The organism is Vreelandella aquamarina (assembly GCF_044805175.1).
Taxonomy (GTDB): Bacteria; Pseudomonadota; Gammaproteobacteria; order Pseudomonadales; family Halomonadaceae; genus Vreelandella; species Vreelandella aquamarina_B.
Map to the genome: position 1 here is coordinate 2,114,380 of NZ_CP085232.1, position 24,560 is coordinate 2,138,939.

Consider the following 24,560-nt stretch of genomic DNA (forward strand, 5'->3'; position numbering starts at 1 on the left):
TTTAACAATTACCCCCTTCCTCTGACCAAAAAAATCTTGTACAGCCATTACAATAGCAACAACAGCAATACAACATAGCAGCCAAAAAAATTAAACAACGTTAAAAACCATGCTCTCTTTAAGCAATCGCCAACAGCATGGGCTACGATTAAAAATAAAGAAGCATTGTGCATTTTATTATTAATTTAGATGGCTGCTTAAAAGGAGTATCAAGATGGATTTTGGAAACTTTAAAGAGAAAATTGAAGCCTGTCATATCTGTGCTGCCTACTGTGACAAATGCGCTACGCTTTGTTTACAAGAAGAGAACGTACAGAAAATGGCTGAGTGCATACGCCTAGATATACAGTGCGCCCAAATTTGCCGTTTGGCGGCATCATATATGGCCCAAAACAGTGAGTTTGCCAACGATATTTGCCAGCTTTGCGCCGACATTTGCCAGAAGTGCGCCGACGAGTGTGCCAAGCACGATATGGATCATTGCCAAGAGTGCGCTAATGCGTGCCAGCAGTGCGCCAATGCCTGCGCCTCCATCGCCGCTTAACCAAGTACCAGTTAATCAAGTACTAGCACCCAAGTACTAACCAATCCAATCAACATAAACTGAGGCCATGCTATCCACTCTGTGCATGGCCTTATTTGTTTTAATTGGTGGAAACTACTAAGGTCAACATGTGCAAAAACGTGTTTTTAAGCCCAAGCTAAAGCGGGCAATCGTATTTACCGTATTACTGTGCTTGACGATAGCTTGGTTGGCGGGGTGTCGCTACCCGAACAATGTTGAGCGGGATATGGAGACGATTGAAGGAGGCACACTCTATATTGGTGTTACTGAGAATCCACCCTGGATCATCCAGCAAGGCCAACAGCCTCAGGGTTTGGAAGCCGACCTACTCCATGCCTTTGCAGAAACGCTTAATGCCTCCATTGAGTGGTACTGGGGCAGCGAGAACGAGCTTTTACAGGCATTAAAACATCATCAGCTAGATATTGTGGCCGGCGGGCTAACCAGCAATACCCGTATCAGCCAGCTAGCTGCCACTACCCGCCCCTTTTTCACCACCCAGCACGCACTTGGTTTTAAAGCGGACAACGCGCAAACGCAGCGCACTTCTCCACCTCCCCTTCAGCAAAGCGACGTAGCGCTGCCGCGGGTCAATAGGATTTATCAAGCAGTTGAAGAGCTAGGTGCCAATCCCGTGATTAGTGCCCATCCAGAGCATACCCAAGGCTGGGTAGCAGGCCCTACCTGGTGGCTTGACGCCCATGGTTTTACGGTTACCAGCCACGTTTTATCGGCGGATGAGCATGTAATGGCTCTTCCCAAAGGGGAAAATGCGCTGATGCTCGCTTTGCAGCGCCATTTACATCGGTACGATAACCTTGAAACGCAGCTACAGCGCTTGGAAGAAGGCCTATGAAGGTACGTCACCCCTACCGTATGCCCGCAGAGAAAAAGCGCCAGCTTGATTACTTGGTGAAGCTAGAGTGGTGGAACCTGGGTTTCCGAGCATCCATTATTATAGTGTTGGGCTTGGTATTGGGCAGCAGCCAAGCGATGAAGGCCGCTTGGATTGAAGACATTCTCTCTTTGATCCCGCCCATTGCCTTTTTAGTGGCAATGCACTTTCGCAACCGCCCACCAAACACAACATTCCCCTACGGTTACCAACGCGCTACGGTGATTGCGTTTCTATGTGCGGCCACCGCCCTTAGCCTAATGGGCAGCCTGTTGCTGCTCGACTCCATCATGAAGCTCATCAGCCAAGAGCACCCGACCGTTGGGGCAATCACGCTCTTTGACCATACCTTTTGGATGGGCTGGCTGATGATTGCAGCGCTGATTTACAGCGTTATACCGCCGATGGTGATTGGCCATTTACAAACCAAAGCGGCTATCCGGGTACATGAAAAAACCGTTTATGTAGACGGCAAAATGAGCAAAGCCGACTGGATGACCGGCTTAGCCGCGATCATTGGCATTGTGGGAATAGGCGCTGGTTTTTGGTGGGCGGATGCGCTGGCAGCGGCGCTGATCGCTATTGATGTCACAAAAGATGGTGTGGTGAATTTAAAAGAAGCGGTTGGCGACTTACTGGACCGTCGCCCCCGCTTTACGTCACAAGTCAAACCCGAGCACCTAGCGGAAACCTTAGAAGAAGAGCTCAAACAGTACGGATGGGTAGCGGATGCAGAGGTGCGCCTGCGCGAAGAGGGACATGTCTTTAGCGGCGAAGCCTTTATCACCCCCCGCGACACGCACCACCTCGCCGAGAATTTAGCCACCGCCCATGCTATGTTGAACCGTTACGACTGGAGAATTTACGAAGTGGTGGTTAGCGTAGCCGATGCCCCCGCAGCCCACCCCGCATAGGAATGCACAATGATAGGTCACCCATGGATAGGCGTGCTCGGCATACTGCTCATCGCGCTAGCAAACTACGACGCGGTAAAAACCACGCTATCGGCCTCCCACTCAGGCCCCATTACCAACCGGTTAATTAGCCAAATATGGGCATTACTGCTCGCGATACATAAACGCAAACAGTGCCATGGGCTACTGTCCGGCGCGGGACCTTGGTTAACCGTCGTGCTGATCATTGTCTGGCTAGCACTCGCCCTAACCGGCTGGTGGCTGCTGTTTTGCAGCGCTACGGACGCCGTGGTGAACACTACCACCAAGGTACCTGCCAACCTTATCGAGCGCCTATATTATACCGGCTACACACTAACCACACTGGGTTACGGCGACTATGTACCAGGCAGTGACGCTTGGCGTATGGCACCTACCCTGGCGGCCGCGAATGGTTTTTTTCTGTTCACGCTCACTATTACGTATATGCTGAGCATTGTTTCCAATGTTACTGAAAAGCGCCATGTGGCCCTCTCCATCCATGCACTCGGAGAGAGCCCCTACTATATTCTTCAGGCAACCCACGGCAATGGAAGATATGCTGGGTTAGGCCAGCAACTGCAACCTCTCCAGCAGTCAATCAGCAAGTTAGGCCAACAGCACCTTGCTTACCCCATTCTGCACTACTATCACGACCCCCATAGCCAAAAATCGCTGCCTCTAGCGCTGGCCCGCCTTTATCAAGCCTTGGTGATTGCCCGCACCGCCTGTCCAGATATGGATAACGTCACCAAACAGCAGCTCACCACAGGTATCACTACCTTGGAGAATTTTATCGCCACGCTAGGTAACGCGTTTATTACTCCCTTCACTACGATGCCCGATATTCCCTCACTAGAAGCGTATAGCAGGCTTCCAGGCATGACGGCTAGCCCGCATGATCTTCGGCAGGCACTCACGGTGGACCAGCAGCGCGTGCTGGCGGCTTATGTCCATAAAGATGGTTGGCAATGGCATTCCATTTGGCAGACGGATACGTAGCCTCTTGGTTAGCTGCTATGAATGGCAGAGTGGCACTCACACACCATACAACGATCACGCCCGCTATTTTTGGCTTTATAGAGGGCTTCATCTGCCAACTTCAGTAGCTTGTTAGGGTCCTTAGTGTGGTTGGGATAAGTTGCCACACCGCAGGAGAGGGTAATAAATCCTAACGGTTTTTGATGATAAGAGAGGGGCTTGACACGCAATTCCGCCATTAGGGATTGGGCTCTCGCTTCAGCATTTACCGTTTCCGTTTCAGGCAACAGCGCCACAAACTCTTCACCGCCTAGGCGGCAAACAGTATCGCTGCCCCGAAAGTGCTGCCTTAATAGAGCTGCCACCTCAACTAATACCGCATCACCTACGTCATGCCCGTAGCAGTCATTGACCTTCTTGAAATGATCAATATCAATCATCAATAGAGAAAGCGGGTGCCCTGTGCGCTGCGCACGGCTCACCTCTTGGTTAAGCAACGTGTCAAAGTGGCGGCGATTATGCAGCCCGGTAAGTGCGTCCTGAATAGCCAACCCCTTGAGCTGCTCTACCAAACAATCTAACTGAGCAGTGCGGGCGGCCACCTGCGCTTCCAGGGTGTGGTTAACCGAAGCCAGCTGCTGCTGTGTATGGCGGTAATGCCATAATGAGATAGCAACAATAACCAGCAAAAACCCCAATGTGGCATAGCTCAACGGAATATCTCTATCTCGCTGGGGAATCAACCCATGGGCTACCAGCATGTCAGCGATAATTAGCGGTGCAAAGAGTAAAAAGCCAAATACAAACAGCCGCTGCTCTAACTGTAAACGGCGTAACTGGCTTAGCGCCAACAGCAACATACAGGGCAGCGTTATCAATAAAAGCGCATCAAAAATGGGGAAGGCCAGCACAAGGCTCATCAACTCCAAATAGACCAAGCCCATCGCGGTCACCATATAGACCAAGTGAATCTGCCAAAGGCGCGCCATCCACTTTTTCGGTGAACCTTCTAACCAATGGCTAAGCAACAGCGCCATCGCAACGGGCAGCGTAAAGTAACTTGCTGCTCGCAGCATATCCCAGGCGAGCGGTACATCGGTAAGCAGTTGGCGCACCGGGGTTTCTGCTAACAGCATCGTGCCAGTTGCAAAGGCAAACAGGGCGATGGACCCAAACCCACGACGATCAGGGCCAATTATGGCAAAAATAGCTGCCAGCGTTGCCAGTAGCAGGCTAAACGCACTCACCGCTAAATCCTGTACCGACTCCTGAAGTATCTGTTTCAGCGCCTCAACACGCTCAATGACCTGGACATTCCCCCATAATCCAATACTGGTGTAATCCGAAAAAATACGTAGCGACAGCTGCTTACCGGCAAACCCCGCCGGTAGCGTTACCAAGTGCCAAGGCCACCCAATAAACCGAGGGTGATCTACACTGCCATGCTCATAAATCAGCGTATCGCCTAGATAAATCTGCCCGACTAAATTGATGCTTGTTATATGCAGTACGGGGTCGTGCCAATTACCTTCCGGGAGTACAGTTCGCAACCACACTGTTTGCTGCCCCGCCCTCCCCGGCGGGTTAGAAGGCGATGTAACCGAGTGCCACCCGCTCTCCTCCTGCAACCATATCGGTGCTCCCTTTTCATCTAAGGGAGAGTCCCCCCAGCGATACTCCCAGCCAAATAATGGCTGCGGTATATCATCTGCCTGCCCATCCCCAGGGGCGGCCAGCCACAACATACAGGCAGCCACCCAGCCAAGCCGGTAACGCGAAACGATGTTGAGAATCCCCATAGTGATTTTCTCAGCCTGTTTGCGGCTAGATTGCCCTTAAGTGGTAGGCTGGACGCTCGGCACCGCTACCCCTGAGCCTAGGGTGGGCTGTCAACAGGCCGAAAAGTCCTACCGCGTCTATTTTTAATAAAAATTAGCCGACACCCTTGAATAGCACATTAGCGGTACGGTCTCGCAAAGCGCTAATGATTATCCAATCGTTCAGAGCGGTAGAGATGCCACTCGCTTTCCACCCTCCCATCGGGGAGTCGGCAATAGCGCCCTGTTCCCAGGCTACTTTTTCGAGTGATTCTCTCCCCACCCACACTCTCACAATAATTGGCTGCAGCAGACTGCATACTCGGCGCTGCATTGTGATCACCAGGGCTACTTGCACAGCCAGCTAACATTAGCAGCACCATACACACCCCATACTTCATCAAGCTCTCCTTAGATTAACCAGCTATCACCGCACTGCATTAGCTCCCCAAGCAAGCCTTCTGTAAAGCAGTCATTATCATAGTCAACTTAGCGACACCTGTAGCCAACCACGCTAAAAATAGTGCTAAGTTCATACAGTGATCACCAATACGTATTGCCATCCGATGAAGAATCTGATATCCGACGCGTTAGAAACACTGTATTGTTCATACTTTCGTCACACTAATGAGCGCTAGTACGACAGCGATGAAAACGCCCCAGATGACAGAGAGTGATGCCACGCGACAAAACGTGTTTGCAGGCACTGCGCTATTCAATGGCAGTCTTGATGCACGCTTTGACCGTATGACACGGCTGGCCCAGCAAGCCTTGAATACTCCTATTGCACTGGTGTCGCTTATCGACCAGGAAAGGCTGCTGTTCAAGTCTCGCCAAGGTTTGGACATTCAGGAAATGGCGCGAGAGCACTCATTCTGTGGGAGCGTCATTCTCGATAGCGCCCCTTTAATTGTGGAGGATGCTCTAAACGACGAGCGCTTTTCCACGCTCCCCATGGTTCAAGAAGCCCCCTATATACGCTTTTATGCAGGGGTTCCTCTTCACACTGCTACGGGCGATCGGGTGGGCGTACTATGCTTGATGGATACCCAACCAAGGAGCTTTACAGACGCGCAAATTGCCATGCTCTGTGACATGGCAGGAGTGGTGGAAGAACTCATTCAAAGTGATATTGGCAACCGTGAGTCGCAGACGGAACTGGCGACGGCCCTTAAGGAGAGTGAACGCCGTGCTCGGTTGGTTATTGAGGGCACCGGCGTTGGGACATGGCAGTGGAACATACAGACGGGCGAAACCATATTCAACGAGCGCTGGGCAAGCATCGTAGGTTACACCTTAGAAGAGTTATTACCCACCTCGATTGACACCTGGTTAAGCCTTGCCCACCCAGATGACCTAGCCACCTCAGAGGCATTGCTGAAAGCCCACTTTGCCGGCGAAACTGAAAGCTACGACTGTAAAGCCAGAATGCGCCACAAGCTAGGGCACTGGGTATGGGTGCATGATAGAGGGCAAGTATTCGATAGAACACCAGCAGGCGAGCCGCTATTAATGTACGGCACCCATGCCGACATTACCGAAGAAGTAGCCGCCCAACAGGCCATTAAAGCTAGCCGGGATGAGCTTGCTTCGCTATTAAGCAATATGCCTGGTGTGACCTATCGCCGGCTACCCAATGACAGTTGGACAATGCTCTACATCAGTGGCCAAATTGAACGCATCAGTGGTTACCCTGCTGAAGACTTGCTTGACAATCAGCACATTAGCTACGCTGAGCTGATTCACTCTCATGATGTTCCTTACATCGATAACGCCATAGCCAAGGCGCAACGCTTAAAAGAAGGCTGGCATTTAGAGTATCGCATTCGCCATCAAAATGGCTCTTGGCGCTGGGTAGAAGAGCGGGGTAACTGGGTAGCCGGTAATGTTCAGTACCCAAAAATCATGGAAGGGTTTATCGTCGATATCACACGCGAGTATGAAGCCCGAACCCAGCTCCGCAAACACCACGATGCGCTCTTACTACTTAACGATATCGCCTTCAACCCCCTAGAAACGCTAGACGCTAAGATTCAATATGCGCTTGTTAAAGCGAAGCAATATTTAGGGTTAGACCTTGCCATTCTTAGCCAAATTGAAGGCGGTGTTTATACTGTACGCTGGGTTGATGCTGAAGCAGACGCTGGTATATATGCCGGACAGCACTTTGCCGTTGACCACACTTGGTGTCAGCTGCTGTTTACTGGCCAAAATACAGAGCTATTTATTGCCGACGTACCAAGCAGTCAATTTCATGCTCACCCCTGCTACCAGACAATTCCGCTAGGGGCTTATGCCGGCATTGTTATTGAAGCAGAGGGCCAAGTGTTTGGCACACTCAATTTTTCCTCAACACAAGCACGGCCTGCTGACTTCGATGAAAGCGAGACACTCTTCTTACGGCTACTAGCCCGCTGGTTATCCGATACACTCGCGAACAGCCTAAGTAATGAGCGCATCACGAAACTTATGGCGCAGCTACCAGGCGTCATTTATCAATACCGTCAGTTTCCAGATGGGCGCTCAACATTCCCTTTCAGTTCACCTCAACTTCTAGAACTGTATGGCCTACTCCCTAATCAGGCTGCCCAAGATGCAAGCCCTGTTTTTAAACTCATTCACCCAGATGACTTGGACTACGTTGTCGCCACTATTACCCATTCAGCCAACACGCTAGAAGATTGGCATGCTGCTTACCGAGCGAGAACTCAAGATGGCTCCTACCGCTGGGTTGCCGGACAGGCAAGGCCTGAGCGGCTAACCGATGGAAGCACGCTCTGGCACGGCTACCTACATGATATACACGAGCAAGAGCTGTCTCGCAAAGCTTTAGAGCGTAACGAAAGCCGCCTACGAGGTTTATTTGAATTTGCGCCCATTGGCATTGCGCTAAATGACTTAAAGACTGGGCAGTTTATTGATTTAAACGACGCCCTTGTACGCCCCTCTGGCTATAGCCGGGAAGAGTTTGTGAAGCTCAGTTATTGGGATTTAACCCCGGCAGAGTACCAGGCAAAAGAAGAGGAGGCACTAGCAAGCCTCCAATCAAACGGGCAATACGGCCCTTTTGAGAAGGAGTATATTCGCAAAGATGGAAGTCGCTACCCCGTGCGCTTACAGGGAATGTTAAGCCAAGACCCCGACGGCCGCTTAGTAATATGGTCACTGGTGGAAGACATTACTGAGCGCCGCCGGTTGGATAAAATGAAAAACCAGTTCATTTCCACCGTCAGCCACGAACTGCGTACACCGCTCACATCTATTAATGGCTCGCTTGGCTTAATAGCGGGGGGAGCCGTAGGCACGCTTCCGCCAGCGGTGAGCACATTACTCGATACTGCTCAGCGTAATGTACAACGCTTAGCCACACTGATTAACGACCTGCTAGATATGGAAAAACTCGTTGCTGGTAAAATGCTGATGAATCTAACAGCACAACCACTAACGCCACTCGTAAATGAGGCCATTGATTCACTAGCAGGTTACGGTGAGCAGCACCAAGTAGCCATTTCCCCTTCTGGCGACTGGCCAGAGATTCAAGTCGAAGTCGATGGCCCTCGACTGATACAGGCACTCACCAACTTAATGTCAAACGCCATTAAGTTCAGTCCCAAAGGCGACACCGTTGTGGTATCTATCGGTTACAAAAGCGGTGAAGCTACAATCACCGTGCGAGACCGAGGCCCCGGTGTAGCCCCTGCTTTTCAAAGCCAACTGTTTCAGCGTTTTTCTCAAGCCGACAGCAGTGATACTCGTCAGCTCCCCGGGACAGGGCTTGGACTGGCCATTACCAGAGAAATTACTCAGCAGCTGGGTGGAGAAGTACACTACCGGGATGCCGCAGGTGGCGGAAGCGAATTTTATATTAAGCTGCCTGGATCGCTATTGGATAAGCCACCTGTTAATTAATTCCTTACTAAATAATCACCTACCCTGCTGAGCAAGCCAAGTAGTGAGGCTATCCAACGACATCGGCCTAGCGAATAAATATCCTTGGAACACATCACAGCCCAGCGACATTAGGTAGTCATGCTGCTCGGGTATCTCGATTCCCTCGGCGACGACTCGAAGATCTAGCTCCTGGGCTAATGTAATAATCCCCTGGCAGATAGCGGCGTTTTTATCACTCTTAGCAGCATCCTGTACGAAACTACGGTCGATCTTGATCTTATCAATCGGTAGATCCCGTAAATACCGTAAGCTCGAAAAGCCGGTACCGAAGTCATCAATACTGGTACTGACCCCCATACCACTCAGAGCATTGAGAATATCGATCGCCCCGTCAGTATCATGCATTAATATCCCTTCGGTAAGCTCCAGCTCTAGATGTTCTGGTGCTAGCCCTGTTTCTTTTAGCACGTTGCGCAACGTGCTCAGAAAGTTAGGGCGGTGAAACTGCAAGGGCGATAAGTTGACCGCCATACGCCCGGTGAGCACCCCTTCCGATACTAACCGCTGTGCATCTTGACAAGCGCGACGCATGACCCAGCGGCTTAGCGGGATGATTTGGCCCGTCTCCTCCGCCATGGGGATAAAGGTTGCCGGAGAGATAAAGCCTTTGGTCGGATGATGCCAACGGACCAGGGCTTCTAACCCATCCACATGGCCATCCCTATTTAGCAAAGGCTGGTAGTGTAGGCTGAGATGCCCCTGCTCAATCGCTTCCTGAAGATCACTCCGCAAGCTAACACGCTGGCTCAGCTTACTATCGAGATCTTCGGTAAAAAGCTCATAGGTGTTACGCCCCTGCTGTTTAGCTTTATACATGGCCATATCGGCATGCTGCAGCAGTCGCTCAGGTTCATCTATCCCACCGCGATTCACCGCAATGCCAATGCTGGCCGAGACATGCAGCTCATGCCCACTGACCCGATGGGCTTTATTCAGGTCTTCCAGCAACCGGCTGGCGACTTCTTCTGCTTCACTAGGATGGCTGAGGTCAGGAAGCAGAAGCACAAATTCATCTCCACCAAGGCGGGCGAGCGTATCACTGGACCGTAGGCCCTGCTGCAGCCGCTCTGCCACGCTGATCAATAACTGATCTCCCACCTTGTGACCGAGCGTATCATTGATGGGTTTGAATTCATCAAGGTCAATAAACAGCACAGCTAACGTCTGCCCACTACGAGCGGCTAACTCTACATCATGGGCAAGATGGTCACTAAACAAAGCACGGTTACCCAGGCCTGTCAGTACATCATGGGTTGCCTGATAGGCTAGCTGACTCTCCTGCTCTTTACGTTCTGAAATATCATTCATAATGCCCACAAAGTGGGTGATGTGCTGATCACCATCACGAACAGGCGACAGAAATAACTGATTCCAAAACGAGGTACCATCACGCCGGAAGGCGCGCATCGTGGTCGATAGGCTGTCTCCGTTCTGGATGGCCGTGTTAATTTTCTCAACATCAGTGGACTCTGTCTTACTACCCACTAGAAAAATAGGCGATTGACCAAGTACTTCCTGCTCCAGATAACCCGTCATTTGTGTAAAAGCTGGGTTAACGTAGACAACTGGGTTGCCATCTTTACGAACATCGAGGATAACGGCACCGTTATTGCTGGCTTCAAGGCTACGCTCCAAGATGTTGAGCCTTTCCTCGGTGACGACCCGCGCGGTGCTATCTTTTGCAATACCAAACACCCCATCGACCTCCCCATTGACGATAATGGGGAGCATTAATACATCCAAATACTTGGGGGCAGCCCCCTCGCGGGTATAGCACATGGTGTAGCTGTATGGCCGCCCTTGAGCAGCAGCACGGAAAGCCATTTCCGTCTGTTCGATATCTGCTCGTGAGCAGGCAGGTTCACAAATCACGCAACGGAAGTGCCGGTTCAGCAGCTCACTTTCTCGGAAACCAATCATCGATTCAGTCACCGGATTGAAACTGCGGTAGTGACCCGCTTTATCAAACGCAAAGACCGCATCTGGGTTTTGGGTAAAGAGTGAGCTAAAGCGCTGCTCGCTAAGCTGCAGGGCAGCCGCTTGTTGATCTCGAATCGCTACCAGCGAGCGGCTGATAATCAACTGATAGGAAAACACTAGCCCCAAAAGGCCGAATATGACCGGCAAAGCACCGGGCAAGCTGGCAATAGGTAGCGGCCCATCGAGCGCTGAAATTGTAAAGGTCGGCCCTCCGGGAAGGGTCACTTCGCGGGAGGCAAATACCCGAGGCGTAATCCCTTCATGCCAATCTTGGGCCGATAGCGTTCCCCACGTTCTATTGTGTGATGTGTAGGTGACTGTGAAACCGCCCGTATCCAGATGGCGCTGTTTGCGGATGATGGCAGCAAAATCAATAGCGGCCAGCATGGTATTCTGCCCACCATCCAGGGAGACCGCTAAGAGGCCAAGGCTACTGCGCTCAGGTTCTGGAAAATACCAACTCAGTTGTCGGCTTAGCTCCCCTTGTTGGCGAAGCCAACCAAGTGCAACTGGGTTCACTAGCTGATCCATTAACCACAACAGATCTTCAGGTTCGCGCCCCACCCGCCAACGTGTCTGAGACTGGGGCCCCAGGTAGGCGATGGCCTGCAGGCTTTGTTCATCATTCATTAAAGTGCGCATTTCTACTTGCTGAACATTAGGGTTTGGGTCATCTCCCAATGCCAGCCACCGCGCGGCAAGGCGTTCAATTAAGCGGGTGTCCGTTTCAACACGCTGCAACAAGCCATCAGCAATATTACTCACTAAATTATCGGCATTAGTAACGCGGGCATGGTATTGCACCCAACTGCTGGCCAACCAAATTAACAAGCTCGCCGTAACGCCTAGCACACCAGCGATAATGGCGGAGCGCGGCAGTAACAGCACCGGACGAAAGCGTTGACGCACGATGATTAATAAGCCCACGCCGAATATCAGGCAAAAAATACTGCCCGTAGACGTTAGACCTGCCACTGACGTAGAAGAAGTTTGAATGATCAAAGGGTACGCGAGGGTAGCTACCCCCACCCCACTCGCCACCCAACCAATCACACGGTAGCAGCGTTGAGTATAAAGAGAGGTTTGTGGCAATAAGCAACACCCACCCATAATGAGCACCAGGAGTGCGGGCATAGGGGCTAAGCGAGGCCTGCCATTAAGCCATGACAGATCAACGTCGACCGACGGAACAAAGAGGTGATGCCCAAGGCTGTAACCTCCTAGCACAATCATGAGACCACCCGCTGCTAAGCGTCGCCACTTTGACTGCTGGCTCAGGAGAGCCAACAGGCCAAAACTCACCAACAGCACTGCCAGGGTGCCATCCGGGCTAAGGCGCCACTGCGGCGGCAGAGGAACATAAGCAACCAGGTCCAGCAGAAAAATGCTCAGCCCCATCAAGAAACTGCTAGTGAGCAGGATTAATAGCCATGCCTGGATGGCAAGACGACGATTACTCTGGTTCATCTGCTGTTATAGTCCTTCGACGACGGTGTTGAAACACGGCAGCGTCTTTATGTCGAGAAAACGCCATACCTCCTTTTTAGGCAGCGGGCGACCTTACAAGATTGCGCTTTTATACACGTTTAAGAAGCAGGCGCAACCATGAAGGAATCAACGCATAGTTCAACTTGCTTTAAACATGCCGCCTATCTATCACTTTTATTGAACAATACCGCTTCTTAAAACGCTTGATCGTCTCATTACTGTAACGGGTATGTGGGTTGGCCGCTCCCCAACAGCCATCTTTGTGAAAGCTGCTACATGAGGAAGTGAGTGAGTATATAAGTGAGTATGCGAGATAGACACGACGGGGTTTCCCCCTGGTGACCTTAACTCGGTGGCCCATTCAGCAGTAGGATCTGTTATTACATGTTGCTCAATACGTTCAGCCGCAGTAATAATACAATCATCCAAATTAAGACATCGCTTTGGCATCAACGCATGTATTTTGCTGCTTTTCGCATTAGTTGATTTTCATATAAGGCTGATTGGTGAACTGAGCTGAAATCAGCTTGATATGATAACCACGCGCTTGGCGTTCACTTACCCAGTTTGCCCCTTATTCTGCCATTACCTGGGGACCACTAAACATTAGCTGCCCCTAATAATCCAACACAGAATAGAGAACACAGCCAGATGACACTAACGAAAGAGAAAATAATTGCCCGCAATAACATAAAAACTTTTGGATCAGGAGATACAACCTTACTGATGGCCCATGGCTTTGGCTGCAACCAAACCATGTGGTATCGCCTAACGCCTGCATTGCAAAGCCGCTACACGCTTGTCTTGTTTGATTATGTCGGCTCTGGCCAATCGCAGCTGTCTGCCTACGATGAAGCCCGCTACAGCACGCTAGAAGGTTACGCCGCGGATATTAACGAGATCTGTACCACTCTTGACCTGAACCAAGTTCACTTTATTGGACATTCAGTCAGCTGCAGCATTGGCATGCTAGCCGCCAATAATGACCCGGAACGCTTTGTCAGCCATATAATGGTTTGCCCATCACCCTGTTTTTTGAACCTGCCGCCTGATTACTATGGTGGTTTTGAAAGCGTAGACCTAGAAGAGCTGGTTCAGCTGATAGAGCGTGACCATATGGGCTGGGCCTCCTATCTCGCCCCGCTGGTAATGGGCAATGCTAACTCAGGCTCAATGTTGGGAGAACTTTCCGACAGTTTTTGTGCAACAGTTCCGCTAGTGGCTAGAACCTTTGCAAAGGCCACGTTCTTTTCTGACTACCGCGACCTGCTGCCCAAGAACCAGCACCCTGCTCTGCTGCTACAAAGCCAGATCGATGCCATCGCCCACGAAACTATTGGCCATTATATGCAGGCACATATGCCCAAGAGCACGCTTCGCGTGCTGCCAACCGAAGGCCATTGTATTCACATGACACACCCTGAGCTGGTCAGCCATGAAATAATCACCTGGCTGGAACAGGTAACTTGAGAGCACAACAACAGCTTAGTTTGCAACGCCAGGTAAGCCCCATCAGCCGCCGATGTCAGCCGGTTGATGGGTAAAGGTGTTGAGCGACCAATAAGAATAGTGCTAAGTATAACGTCTATAGGTAGGACGACCGGCTGTAACCAGTGCGCACTATTCCACGTGCACCCAAGAAAAGGTTTCATAATGCAAGCACCTCCCTTGCCTAACAATGAAGAGCAGCGTCTATCGGCCATGTGGCGCTATACGCTCCGCGACATGGAACAAGACCCTGAGATCGAGGCAATTGCAGCGCTGGCGAAGGCGTTTTTTCAGGTGCCGATTGTCCTAGTGACCTTTATTGATAAAGAGTTGCAGCGCTTCAAGAGCCACCCTGGTACCGAGCTGGGTGAAACACGGCGTGATATTTCATTCTGTGGCCATGCCATCACCGCAAAAGACGATATTTTTGAGGTGCCGGACGCCTGGCATGACCCGCGCTTTTCAGACAACCCCCTAGTCACAGGGGAGCCATATATTCGCTACTACGCGGGCACACCGCTGATCACCCCGGAAGGCTACCGGATCGGCAGCCTGTGCATTATTGATCACAAGGTACGCCATTTTTCTCGTGCACAGCTGCAACACCTGCTTACCCTGGCTCACCAAATAATGGGGTACCTGATGCGACGCTATGAACAGTGCCTGCATCAGGCGATTGATAATACCAATATCGGCCTTTACGAGTGGGACATTGAATCAGGCCATATTTGGTGCAACGCGATAGTTAATGACATCCTCGGCGTTAAGGGTCAGGTCAGCTTTGATGCTTGGCTGAAGCAATACACGCCGCAAGCCCAGCAGCAGCTAAGGAAACAGCTTAGCCACAGTATCGAAACCCAACGCGCGTTCCATATCCAGCTGCCCCTAGAAAAACAGGTGCCAGGCAGCCCTCCTACCTGGGTAGATGTCAGGGGTCAGCCGATGAGGGTGGCAGGTGAAACGATGAAAATCGTTGGGACAGTGATGGATATTACCCTACTGAAGCACCAGGAAGCAGAGCTTACCCAGCGCCGCCAGGAGGCTCACCACCAGGAAAAAATGCGCACACTGGGCCAAATGACTGCCGGGATTGCGCATGACTTCAACAATATCCTACAGGTCATTAATGGCCAGACCGAACTACTCAACGAAGGCCTGCTCGCCCAGCCAGCGCTGCTCGACAATCTTCAACAGATTCAACTAGCCGGCCAGCGTGGTGTAGATCTAATTGAAGAAATGCTGCTCTATGTTACCGAGCAGCCGCTGGAGTGCCAGGCAGTCAATCTGACTGACTGGCTGGCAAGCTATGCTCACGACTTGAAAAAACGTCTGCCTAAAAATGTCCACTGTGAGGTGAATAGCGACGCCAACGTCACAGTATTAATACACCCATCGCAGATGACACGAGTGATGGACAACCTGTGCCAGAACGCCGTCAGAGCAATGCCAGACGGCGGCTTAATCACCCTTTCCAGCTGGCAGCAAGGCGTAACAGGTCGCCTGCAGGTCAGCGATACCGGCCAGGGTATTGCCCCTGAGCATCTGCATAAAATTTTCACCCCATTTTTCACCACGTGCCGGGGCGGAAAGGGTACCGGGCTGGGGCTGGCAATTGTAAACACCTTAATACAGCGCCAACAGGGGCGGATTCACGTCAAGAGCCAGCTTGGCGAGGGCACCACCATGACATTGGTACTTCAGCTGGCTAACCAGCATAAGTGAACCGCCCCGGTTACCCGCTGAATCTCAATCGGGCGCGGGATTTTGCTAAACTTTTCAGGTAAGCGGACACCGCATTATCCATCCTCGTGCTAAAAATACGAGGTTTTCCGTGCGAATTGATAAACTATTGTCTGCAGGAATTTTTCGCACGCCGGAGGCCAGTATGTCGACTGATCCACATCTCAGGCTACCGATAGGTATTCAGACCTTCTCGGCGATCCGCGAGGGCGGCTACTACTACGTCGACAAGACGCCGATAATTGAACGCCTGATCCAACAGAGCAAATTCTACTTCTTGTCGCGTCCTCGGCGCTTTGGCAAGAGTTTGCTATTGGATACGCTGCGCTGCCTGTTTGAAGGCCGTCAGGATCTGTTCGAGGGACTGTACCTCCATGACCGCTGGGACTGGCAGACTACCCATCCGATCATCCGCTTAAGCTTTGGCAGTGGAGTGATGCGCAACCGTGAAGAGTTGGACACGCGGATTCGCCACCAGCTGCGCAAAGAGCGTGAGCGCTTCACCCTGACCACGGCCCCCGAAACCGATATTCCTGGTGAGTTCTCAGACCTGTTGGAGCTTGCCCACCAGACAACAGGCCGGCCCGTCGTACTACTGATTGATGAGTACGACAAGCCAATCCTCGATAATATTCTGGAATCAGAGCGCGCCCATGAGCTGCGTGAAGGCCTGAAGAACCTCTACAGCGTGATCAAAGACGCCGATCCTCACCTGCATCTGGTGATGATCACCGGGGTCTCCAAGTTCAGCAAGGTCAGTCTGTTCTCAGGGCTGAATAACCTGCGTGATATCACGCTGCTGCCGGAGTACGCCACGATCTGCGGATACACTGATAAGGATATCGACACAGTATTTGCCCCAGAGCTATACGACCTGGATCGTGAGGCGATCCGAGAGTGGTACAACGGCTATCGCTGGGGGAACTGTGAAGTGACCTCTGTCTACAATCCTTTCGACGTGTTGCTGCTCTTACAGAACCGGGCGTTTGGAGCTTATTGGTTTGAAAGCGCCACACCCACCTTCCTGATTGACATTCTCAAGCAGCGGGGAGTCTTCACTCCGCAGTTGGATCAGTGGGAAACGGAATACGAGCTGCTTAACCAGTTCGACGTAGACGACATCAGCACCGACGCTCTGCTCTTCCAGACCGGTTATTTAACCCTCAAGCAGGTCGAGGAACCCATGCTGGGCTATCGTCAGTATACCCTAGGCTTTCCTAACCGAGAGGTAGAAACCAGCCTGAACCATGCGCTACTGCCGTCGCTGGGTGTCGAAAATGCACCGCGTGAGCGCCGCACGCTCTTTAAGCACTTGCAACACCACGACCTCGTCGGCCTAGAAGCCCACCTCAGAGCACTTTACGCCGGGCTACCCCACGATTGGTACCGTAACAACCCTATCGCGAAGTATGAGGGCCACTATGCCAGTATCTTCTACAGCCACTTTGCGGCCTTGGGGCTTGCCGTTACCGTGGAGGACGCCAGCCACCACGGCCGTGTGGATATGACTGTCGACTTCGGAGGCCACCTCTACTTATTTGAATTTAAGGTGGTAGAGCAGCTGCCTGAGGGTAAGGCGCTGGAACAGATCAAGGCAAAAGGTTACGCTGATAAATACCTGTCCACGGGTAAGTCTATCCATCTGATCGGGGTGGAGTTTTCTAGCGAACAGCGGCAGATCGTGGCATTTGAGATAGACACTATCCGTTGACAGTGTAAGAACCCCAATCATCCACGGCGCCTATGATGGCGCTGTTTTCGTTTGTCTAGCTGGAGCGAGTAAGCGGCAAATAGCGAGAAGTTGCCGTACCGATATGTAACTGATACGGCAGTCTAATGCTTACAAAACTAGGGGGCGCACTAGGGGACAAAATGGAAATATGACGGGAAAGCAGCAACGAAAACTTAATTAACCTATTGTTTTAACTGGCGTCCCTGGCAGGAGTCGAACCTGCGACCTGCCGCTTAGGAGGCGGCTGCTCTATCCTACTGAGCTACAGGGACTTATGGGGCGCGTAGTATAGCGTGTTGCTGTGCAATGGCCAACCGCAGAGCTTCAAATCCACCCTACCAACCGCAGTACAAAGACACCAAGCGTCACCGTCACGCTCGCCATTAAAGTAGTGATCGCGATGATATTCGCCGCCAGCGCTATATTTCCGTTGATAGCCTTAACCATAACAAAGCTTGCTGCGGCCGTGGGGCTTGCAAAGAATAGAAACAGCAGCCCAAGCTGGCTGCCAGAAAAGCCCATGAGCCAAGCCGCTACTGTAGAAAGCATCGGCAGAACCACCATTTTCATACTGCTAGCACTCAGGGCTACCTGGCTACCTTCGCGTATGCTGCTCACAGAGAGCGTCGCACCGATACAGATAAGAGCTAACGGCAGCGTGAGAGAGGCAAAGTAGTTGCCGGATGTCATCACCCAACTAGGCAACGATACCGAAAACGCAGTAAAGGGCAACGCAGCAAATACGGAGAGAATCAGTGGATTTTTGATAATATGGCTTAGCAAACTTCGCCAGTTGGTAGACTGGCCGGGCTGATAGGCAGCCAGCGCCACCACAGATAGCGCGTTATACATCACAATCACCACACCCAGCAGCAGGCTGCCAGCTGACAAGCCATAATTACCGTACATACCTGCTGCTAGAGCTAGCCCAACGACGCCACAGTTGCCGCGAAACGCGCCTTGTACATAGATACCTCGATCTGACCTAGGCACACGAAAACACGCCCACGCCCAGCTAAGTAAAAACTGGCCTAATGTGGCGACTGCAAAAAACAGCAGCAGCGGCACGTCCAGTGCGACATTTAGATCTGCTTTGATCAAGCTCAGAAAAATCAACGTGGGCAGGGTCGCCTTAAAAACTAACGCTGAGGCGGTCGATATAAAATGGCTATCTACCCATCCTAAGCGCTTAAGGGCAACGCCCATAAACACCATGGCAAATACAGGCAGAGTGACATCTAGCGTGCGGGTAAACAGCTCAAGGAGTTCCACAAAAGCTCTCTCAGTCGAATAAGCATCCCCTTATACTCTACCGTTGACAGAGATTTGTCGACTCACTAGACAGCTACTTCTACATAAGAGAAAGTAAGCACAAACAAGCAACATGATTTATAGGCTACTTATGGTATTGTCAGGCAGCCCTGAGCAAGAAGAACAGCGCCTTCTTACCCTGAAGCGATATACCTTAGGCGATCTCTCGGCTGATAAAAATTTTGACCGCATCACACGCCTCGCCGCTGCTTACTGCGACACACCCATCGCAATGATCACATTGGTTGACGATCAACAGGTATGGGTCAAAAGCAGCGTTGGAGAGTTCGCTAGCGTCATATCCAATGACAATGCCTTCTGCGCTATGGCTGTAAAACAGCAACATCTTTATGAAGTAGCCGATGCGCGCAAAGACCCTCTCTTTAAGCATTCGCCACTTGTTACATCCTCACCCTGTATTGTGTTTTATGCTGGCATGCCGCTCGTTGCCGACAATGGCAATGTGATCGGTACGCTTTGCGTAATGGATAGGCAGCCTCGCCAGCTAACGGATGATCAGCGTGCCCTGCTGTATCAGCTTGCTAGAAGCACTGTTCTTCAGTTCGATTACTACTTAACGCTAAGGGCTTATCACGCAATCGGTAACGCGGCGATTGGCTTATGGGAAATGGATGTTCCTAGTCGCGCTCTCCATTGGAACAAGGTCGTCAGCGAACTATACGATGCCGATGATCGCGAAACGCACACATTTGAGCAACGAATGCAGGCTTACACACCTGCAGATCGCAAACGCTTAATGAGCGCCATCGAAAAGGCAATAGAGCATAAAAAAGCATTTAAAGATACGTTCGAACTCACCACTACCGCTGGTGAACAGCGCTGGGTACGCATTACCGCCAACCCATTAGTGGTCAAGAACAAGGTAGTGCGACTGATAGGCACTATGCTGGATGTTACGCCACGCAAGCGAGTAGAAACCCAGTTACTGCGCCAACAGCGAGCAGCGCAACAAGCAATTACTCGCCTCTCTATGGTTGCAAAAAACACCAGCAATGGTGTGGTTATTACCGATGCTAGCGGGAAAGTTGAGTGGGTAAACGATGGATTTACGCGATTAAGTGGTTATACGTTCGAAGAGTCGGTAGGTAAAAAACCTGGCCACCTTCTACAAGGCAAAGCTACCGACCGCGCAACTGTGCTGCGTATTGCCCATGCGCTTCGTTACCGCCAGCGTTTTGAAGAAGAACTGCTGAACTATCGTAAAGATGGCACGCCCTACTGGGTACATGTTAGCTGCAACCCACTCCCCACCAATGAGCGGAATGGTGGAGGCTTTATTGCTATCCAGTCAGATATCACAGAAACCAAGCGCCACGAAGAAGCACTTTACAAAGCGGCTAATATTGATGAGCTCACCGGACTCGCCAACCAGCGCTTAGCCCGCACACAGCTCGAAGCGCTCATCCAGCAGCATAAACCTCTTTCAGTATTTGTTTTAAATATTGATGACTTTAAACGGCTTAATGATTTATTTGGTTACCCTGCTGGCAACGACATATTAAAGCGTATCGCCGAGCGGCTTGAAGCATTGGTCAGCCCTCTAAACGAGCGTGGCGTAGTGGGAAGGCTAAGCGGAGATGAGTTTGTTATCGTGGCGCCCACTCAGTGTTTAGATGAAGCAGCACTCCATCGTGCTATCCAACAGCCACTTCACGTGCACGGCCAAACGCTGAAACTGACTAGCTGTATAGGGATGACATACTACCCAGAGGATAACGCCGACCCAGATGCTCTCTTTCGACACGCTTACCAAGCTCTTTATCAAGCCAAAAGCCAAGGTGGCGCCCAGTGCGTTCGCTATAATACCGATGAAGAGCACTTAGCACGCTTACGACAACAGGAACGCAATGCTATCCAGCATGGTTTAACCAACAACGAATTTCAGCTCTATTACCAGCCACAAGTCGATCTCAACTCACAAGCTGTCGTGGGAGCTGAAGCGTTAATTCGTTGGCAACACCCAACACTAGGATTACGCTCACCTGCTGAGTTTTTGCCCCTACTGGAAGGTTGCGAGCTAGAGTTTCACTTAGGCGAGTGGGTAATTGAAGCAGCATTGAAGCAGCTTCAAGCTTGGTTAGCGCTAGGTATCGAGTTACAAGTCAGTGTAAATATAAGCCCACAGCATCTGTTGCATCAGGGTTTTGTGCCACGTTTAGAGCAGCTACTAGACCACTATTCAGATGTCCCACCTCAGCTGCTTGCCCTTGAGATTCTTGAGTCTGCCACACTTGATGATATGCAGGCCGCGCTTCATGTACTTGAAAGCTGCCAGAGGCTAGGCATCGATGTCGCACTCGATGACTTCGGCACGGGCTATTCATCGCTGGCCTATTTTCGTCGTTTGCCCGTCCAACTCATCAAAGTCGATCGAGATTTCGTACGCGATATGCTGGCAAGCAAAGACGACCGCGCTATTGTTGAAAGCATTGTGTTTTTAGCTAAAAAGTTTTCACGCCCGGTACTAGCTGAAGGAGTAGAGACAATGGAGCATGCCCAGGCTCTTTTATCTCTTGGCTGCCATTTGGCCCAAGGCTTCGGCATTGCACGCCCGATGCCTCCAGAGCAGCTATCCTCTTGGCTAAAAACATGGCGTTTAGATACATCTAAAACGCACTAATCAAATAACGACATTGGATCAAGTTCGCTAAGCTGCTTAACCACAACGCCATCTCGCCCTTGCCCTTTTGCTTCATAGCTTGCGGCATCTGCACGGGAAAGCGCTGTTTCAACAGTGTCATCACTCTCATCAAAGGCTGTGACACCGATACTTAAGGTGACGGTATACTCTTTACCTTCGTGAGTAACAGATACTTCGCTTACCGCTTGGCGCAGTGATTCTGCAATGCGCTGAGCCTGGGTTAATGTGCAACTAGGTAATAGCACACCAAACTCATCTCCCCCCTGGCGAGCCACATGATCGCTGCGGCGTACCTCCCAAGCCACTACCTGGGCAATACGGCGCAGCATTTCATCGCCTAACGCATGGCCACCTTCATCATTAATCGGTTTAAAGTGGTCAAGGTCAAATAGCAGCAAAGCAGAAGGTGTGCTGGTTTTCTGGAAGTCAGCAAACGCTTCTTCAAGACGGCGGTCAAAACCGCGCCGGTTCAGCAGCCCAGTGAGCGGATCATGCTCCGCCTCCCAACGCTGCAACGCTTCCTGCTGACGGCGCTCGGTAATATCTTTAACCACTCCTACTAGCCCCAGCGAATGCCCGCCTTTCGATAGCATGACGACTCGCGCATGAATATCCAGCCAAAGAGTCTCTTTGTCGCTACGAATAAAACGCAGTTGGCGAACAAAATCATTGCCCGTTTTCAAGCTATATAACCACATATCCCTTGCACCATCGCGGTCATCAGGGTGGATTTGCTCCATCCATGCTTCCGTCGGCGTGTCCGCTTCAATTGCTAATATCTCCAAGAGCGCAGGGTTCATATAAGTAATATTGCCGCCAAAGTTAGCGACGAACATGCCTTGTGGAGTTGCGCTAAGCACAGAGTCCAAAAATGCTTCGCGCTCCTGCAAATGCCCCACTAGCTGCTGGCGCTCACTCTCTACTCGATTGAATGTTTCAGCTACCTGCTGTAGCTCTTGCATATTGGTGGCAAGTTCCAGTTGGCATCTCTGCCCAACGCCCACTTCACCAATTTGCGCCTCAAGATGCTCTAAGGGTTTTAAAATACGCGCCAATAGCCACCACAATAGAGGCATCATCATCAGCGCCAGTAAAAACCAAATTCCTACAAGCTTGTAAATAAACCCAGACAAGGGCAAATAAGCCTGGCTCGTTGGTAAAAACAGCCCCACCACCCAGTCAGCAGGCCACACTTGATCATAAGCCTGCAGGCTGACTTGGCCGTTGGCTAGTACGCCAACCCCCTCACCACGCCAACCATCCAAAGCTTTCTGTGCCAATGGGTTGAGCGGTAGATCGGCAATTTCTCCATTAACAAGATTACTATTAGGGTGATATAAGATTTTGCCCGAGGCAGTTGCTACCGCCGCAAACCCCTTATCGCCTAACCTAGTTGCCCCTAGACGCTTGAATAGCCCACCGCTGTTTAAACTGACCACACCTCCAACAAAGCCGGCAAACCTACCTTCCGCATCCAGCCTAGGCACTGTAATTAACACCAGTGGTACATTACTGGCACGGCCAACAAAAGGTTCACTCACGTAGGGATGACGGATACCACGCACCATTTTAAAATATTCACGCTCGGCGGTTTCGAGACCCACTCGCCCTTCAACGCGGGGCCAGTCAGCTACGACTACCCCATTTTCGTCACTAACTATCAAGCCATCAAACCATGAGAGCAGCGCATCACTTTTTTGCAACTCATAGCTCAGCCAAGCGGCGTCATCGGACAAGCCGATAGCACTATTAAAGCGCTCAAGAGCGTTAATCCGCCGTTCAACCTGCTCGGTAATTTCTTCCGCTAGTAGACTTGCCTCATAGCGCAGATGAGACATAGTTGTTTCATGCACCATGATTTTACCCACCTGCCAAGCAATGCCCAGCACTGCGCCTGCCAAAATTGCCAAGGCACAAAAAAGTCCCAGCAGCAACTGGCCTTTTAAAGAACGAAATGCAATAAGCTTGTTTATCAGAGGGGGTAAGCGCACCGAAAATTCCTATTTCGTTATCTTCCCTTCAATTGAGCCAAAGGTATTAGGCCTCAATCTCCATACGACGCATAAATTACCAAAAAGATGAGCTGAGTGCGCGTTGACATAATTCAACTTAAAACTTTTTATTGATTCAGCGCATATAGACAGCTATTTGCGATTTAGGACAGCATACGATGTATGTCTATTTTTGCGGCTCCCCAAACAACAAAAGAGGGATTAATGATCTCGACTGGGTTTCCATAACGGAGAGGCCCCCCACCCATGGCTTGTACACTACCTCCAGCCTCCTCAATAATCACTTGTGCTGCGGCGGTGTCCCATAGGCATGTTGGCCCGAATCGGGGGTATACATCAGCGCTCCCTTCTGCAATTAAGCAGAACTTCAATGAGCTACCTACCAAGCTGATCTCGTACTTACCAAGCTGGCTAAGCCAATCGTATAGCTCGGGGCTTTTATGTGAGCGGCTACTGACCACTCGCCAAACTTCTGGGTGCTTTGTAGAACCCGCTATGCTCAATGGCTGGCGATGACCATGGCGATCTATTTTATAGGCGCCTTTACCTTTGGCCGCAACATAGGCAACACTCAGCGCAGGTACGCAGACGACACCCAGTATGGGCGAACCATCCTCTATCAGTGCAATATTGACAGTGAACTCGTCGTTTTTCTTGATGAATTCTTTAGTACCATCTAAAGGGTCCACTAGCCAATATCGCTGACTATCACTTACTCCGACAAACTGGCCGGTATCCTCCTCAGACAACACAGGGAGCTTCTCTTGTAGTGCTTGCAGCCCTGTAAGAATAACATGATGCGCAGCGTAGTCTGCTTCGGTTACCGGGCTGTGATCCTCCTTGATGTCAACACGATATTCGTTGCCATAAATTTTCATGATGGCATCGCCTGCCTCATTAGCAATCGCTAACACCTGCTTCAACAATTCATCCATGCAGGCATCTCCAGAGCAAGCAATGAGGCCGCGAAAGCGGCCTGCTACCCCACCTCGACTGACATAACATG

15 protein-coding genes and 1 tRNA gene are annotated in these 24,560 nt (G+C 51.0%); 9 read left to right on the forward strand and 7 right to left on the reverse strand.

The window, feature by feature from the left end:
• The first annotated feature begins 214 nt into the window (after positions 1–214).
• The 4 genes from LG300_RS09970 (at position 215) to LG300_RS09985 (ending at position 3,394) form a co-directional block, all read left to right on the forward strand.
• On the forward strand, positions 215–544 hold the full coding sequence (locus tag LG300_RS09970; protein ID WP_404375036.1) for a four-helix bundle copper-binding protein: 330 nt from the start codon (positions 215–217) through the stop codon (positions 542–544).
• A gap of 130 nt (positions 545–674) precedes the next feature.
• The gene (locus LG300_RS09975) at positions 675–1,421 is read left to right on the forward strand and encodes a transporter substrate-binding domain-containing protein (protein ID WP_404375038.1); all 747 of its coding nucleotides are present in this window, start codon (positions 675–677) and stop codon (positions 1,419–1,421) included.
• Positions 1,418–2,374 (forward strand): cation transporter, encoded by a 957-nt coding sequence (locus LG300_RS09980; RefSeq protein WP_404375040.1) that lies wholly within the window; start codon positions 1,418–1,420, stop codon positions 2,372–2,374. The genes LG300_RS09975 and LG300_RS09980 overlap by 4 nt, the downstream gene beginning before the upstream one ends.
• Positions 2,375–2,383: 9 nt before the next feature.
• On the forward strand, positions 2,384–3,394 hold the full coding sequence (locus LG300_RS09985) for a potassium channel family protein (RefSeq protein WP_404375042.1): 1,011 nt from the start codon (positions 2,384–2,386) through the stop codon (positions 3,392–3,394).
• Between the two features lie 8 nt (positions 3,395–3,402).
• Here LG300_RS09985 and LG300_RS09990 read toward each other — a convergent pair whose 3' ends face one another.
• Positions 3,403–5,172: a diguanylate cyclase gene (locus LG300_RS09990; RefSeq protein WP_404375044.1), complete on the reverse strand. Its 1,770-nt coding sequence runs from the start codon at positions 5,170–5,172 to the stop codon at positions 3,403–3,405.
• 182 nt (positions 5,173–5,354) lie between these two features.
• Positions 5,355–5,591 (reverse strand): DUF333 domain-containing protein, encoded by a 237-nt coding sequence (locus LG300_RS09995; RefSeq protein ID WP_404375046.1) that lies wholly within the window; start codon positions 5,589–5,591, stop codon positions 5,355–5,357.
• Between the two features lie 247 nt (positions 5,592–5,838).
• Here LG300_RS09995 and LG300_RS10000 point away from each other — a divergent pair, with 247 nt between their 5' ends.
• Positions 5,839–9,099: a PAS domain-containing protein gene (locus LG300_RS10000; protein WP_404375048.1), complete on the forward strand. Its 3,261-nt coding sequence runs from the start codon at positions 5,839–5,841 to the stop codon at positions 9,097–9,099.
• Between the two features lie 15 nt (positions 9,100–9,114).
• Here LG300_RS10000 and LG300_RS10005 read toward each other — a convergent pair whose 3' ends face one another.
• Positions 9,115–12,588, reverse strand: a complete 3,474-nt coding sequence (locus tag LG300_RS10005) for a putative bifunctional diguanylate cyclase/phosphodiesterase (RefSeq protein WP_404375050.1) — start codon at positions 12,586–12,588, stop codon at positions 9,115–9,117.
• Positions 12,589–13,335: 747 nt separating this feature from the next.
• Between LG300_RS10005 and LG300_RS10010 the strand changes: the two genes are divergently transcribed.
• The 3 genes from LG300_RS10010 to LG300_RS10020 all read left to right on the forward strand — a co-directional run bounded on the left by LG300_RS10010 (position 13,336) and on the right by LG300_RS10020 (position 17,548).
• Entirely contained in the window at positions 13,336–14,079 is a 744-nt protein-coding gene (locus tag LG300_RS10010; RefSeq protein ID WP_404375052.1) for an alpha/beta fold hydrolase, read from the forward strand.
• Between the two features lie 183 nt (positions 14,080–14,262).
• The gene (locus LG300_RS10015; RefSeq protein WP_404375054.1) at positions 14,263–15,819 is read left to right on the forward strand and encodes an ATP-binding protein; all 1,557 of its coding nucleotides are present in this window, start codon (positions 14,263–14,265) and stop codon (positions 15,817–15,819) included.
• A gap of 163 nt (positions 15,820–15,982) precedes the next feature.
• Entirely contained in the window at positions 15,983–17,548 is a 1,566-nt protein-coding gene (locus LG300_RS10020; RefSeq protein ID WP_404375056.1) for an ATP-binding protein, read from the forward strand.
• A gap of 216 nt (positions 17,549–17,764) precedes the next feature.
• Here the strand turns inward: LG300_RS10020 and LG300_RS10025 are convergent.
• Positions 17,765–17,841, reverse strand: a tRNA-Arg gene (locus tag LG300_RS10025).
• A gap of 52 nt (positions 17,842–17,893) precedes the next feature.
• Positions 17,894–18,841, reverse strand: a complete 948-nt coding sequence (locus LG300_RS10030) for an AEC family transporter (protein WP_404375058.1) — start codon at positions 18,839–18,841, stop codon at positions 17,894–17,896.
• 271 nt (positions 18,842–19,112) lie between these two features.
• Between LG300_RS10030 and LG300_RS10035 the strand changes: the two genes are divergently transcribed.
• A complete protein-coding gene (locus LG300_RS10035; RefSeq protein WP_404378020.1) occupies positions 19,113–21,521 on the forward strand; it encodes an EAL domain-containing protein in 2,409 nt (802 codons plus the stop codon).
• Here LG300_RS10035 and LG300_RS10040 read toward each other — a convergent pair.
• Together LG300_RS10040 and cysQ are read right to left on the reverse strand one after the other, a co-directional pair.
• Complete coding sequence (locus LG300_RS10040; RefSeq protein WP_404375060.1) at positions 21,518–23,533, reverse strand: diguanylate cyclase domain-containing protein; 2,016 nt, start codon at positions 23,531–23,533, stop codon at positions 21,518–21,520. The two genes, LG300_RS10035 and LG300_RS10040, sit on opposite strands and share 4 nt — an antisense overlap.
• A 164-nt stretch (positions 23,534–23,697) precedes the next feature.
• The gene (gene cysQ, locus LG300_RS10045; RefSeq protein ID WP_404375062.1) at positions 23,698–24,489 is read right to left on the reverse strand and encodes a 3'(2'),5'-bisphosphate nucleotidase CysQ; all 792 of its coding nucleotides are present in this window, start codon (positions 24,487–24,489) and stop codon (positions 23,698–23,700) included.
• Positions 24,490–24,560: the final 71 nt, after the last annotated feature.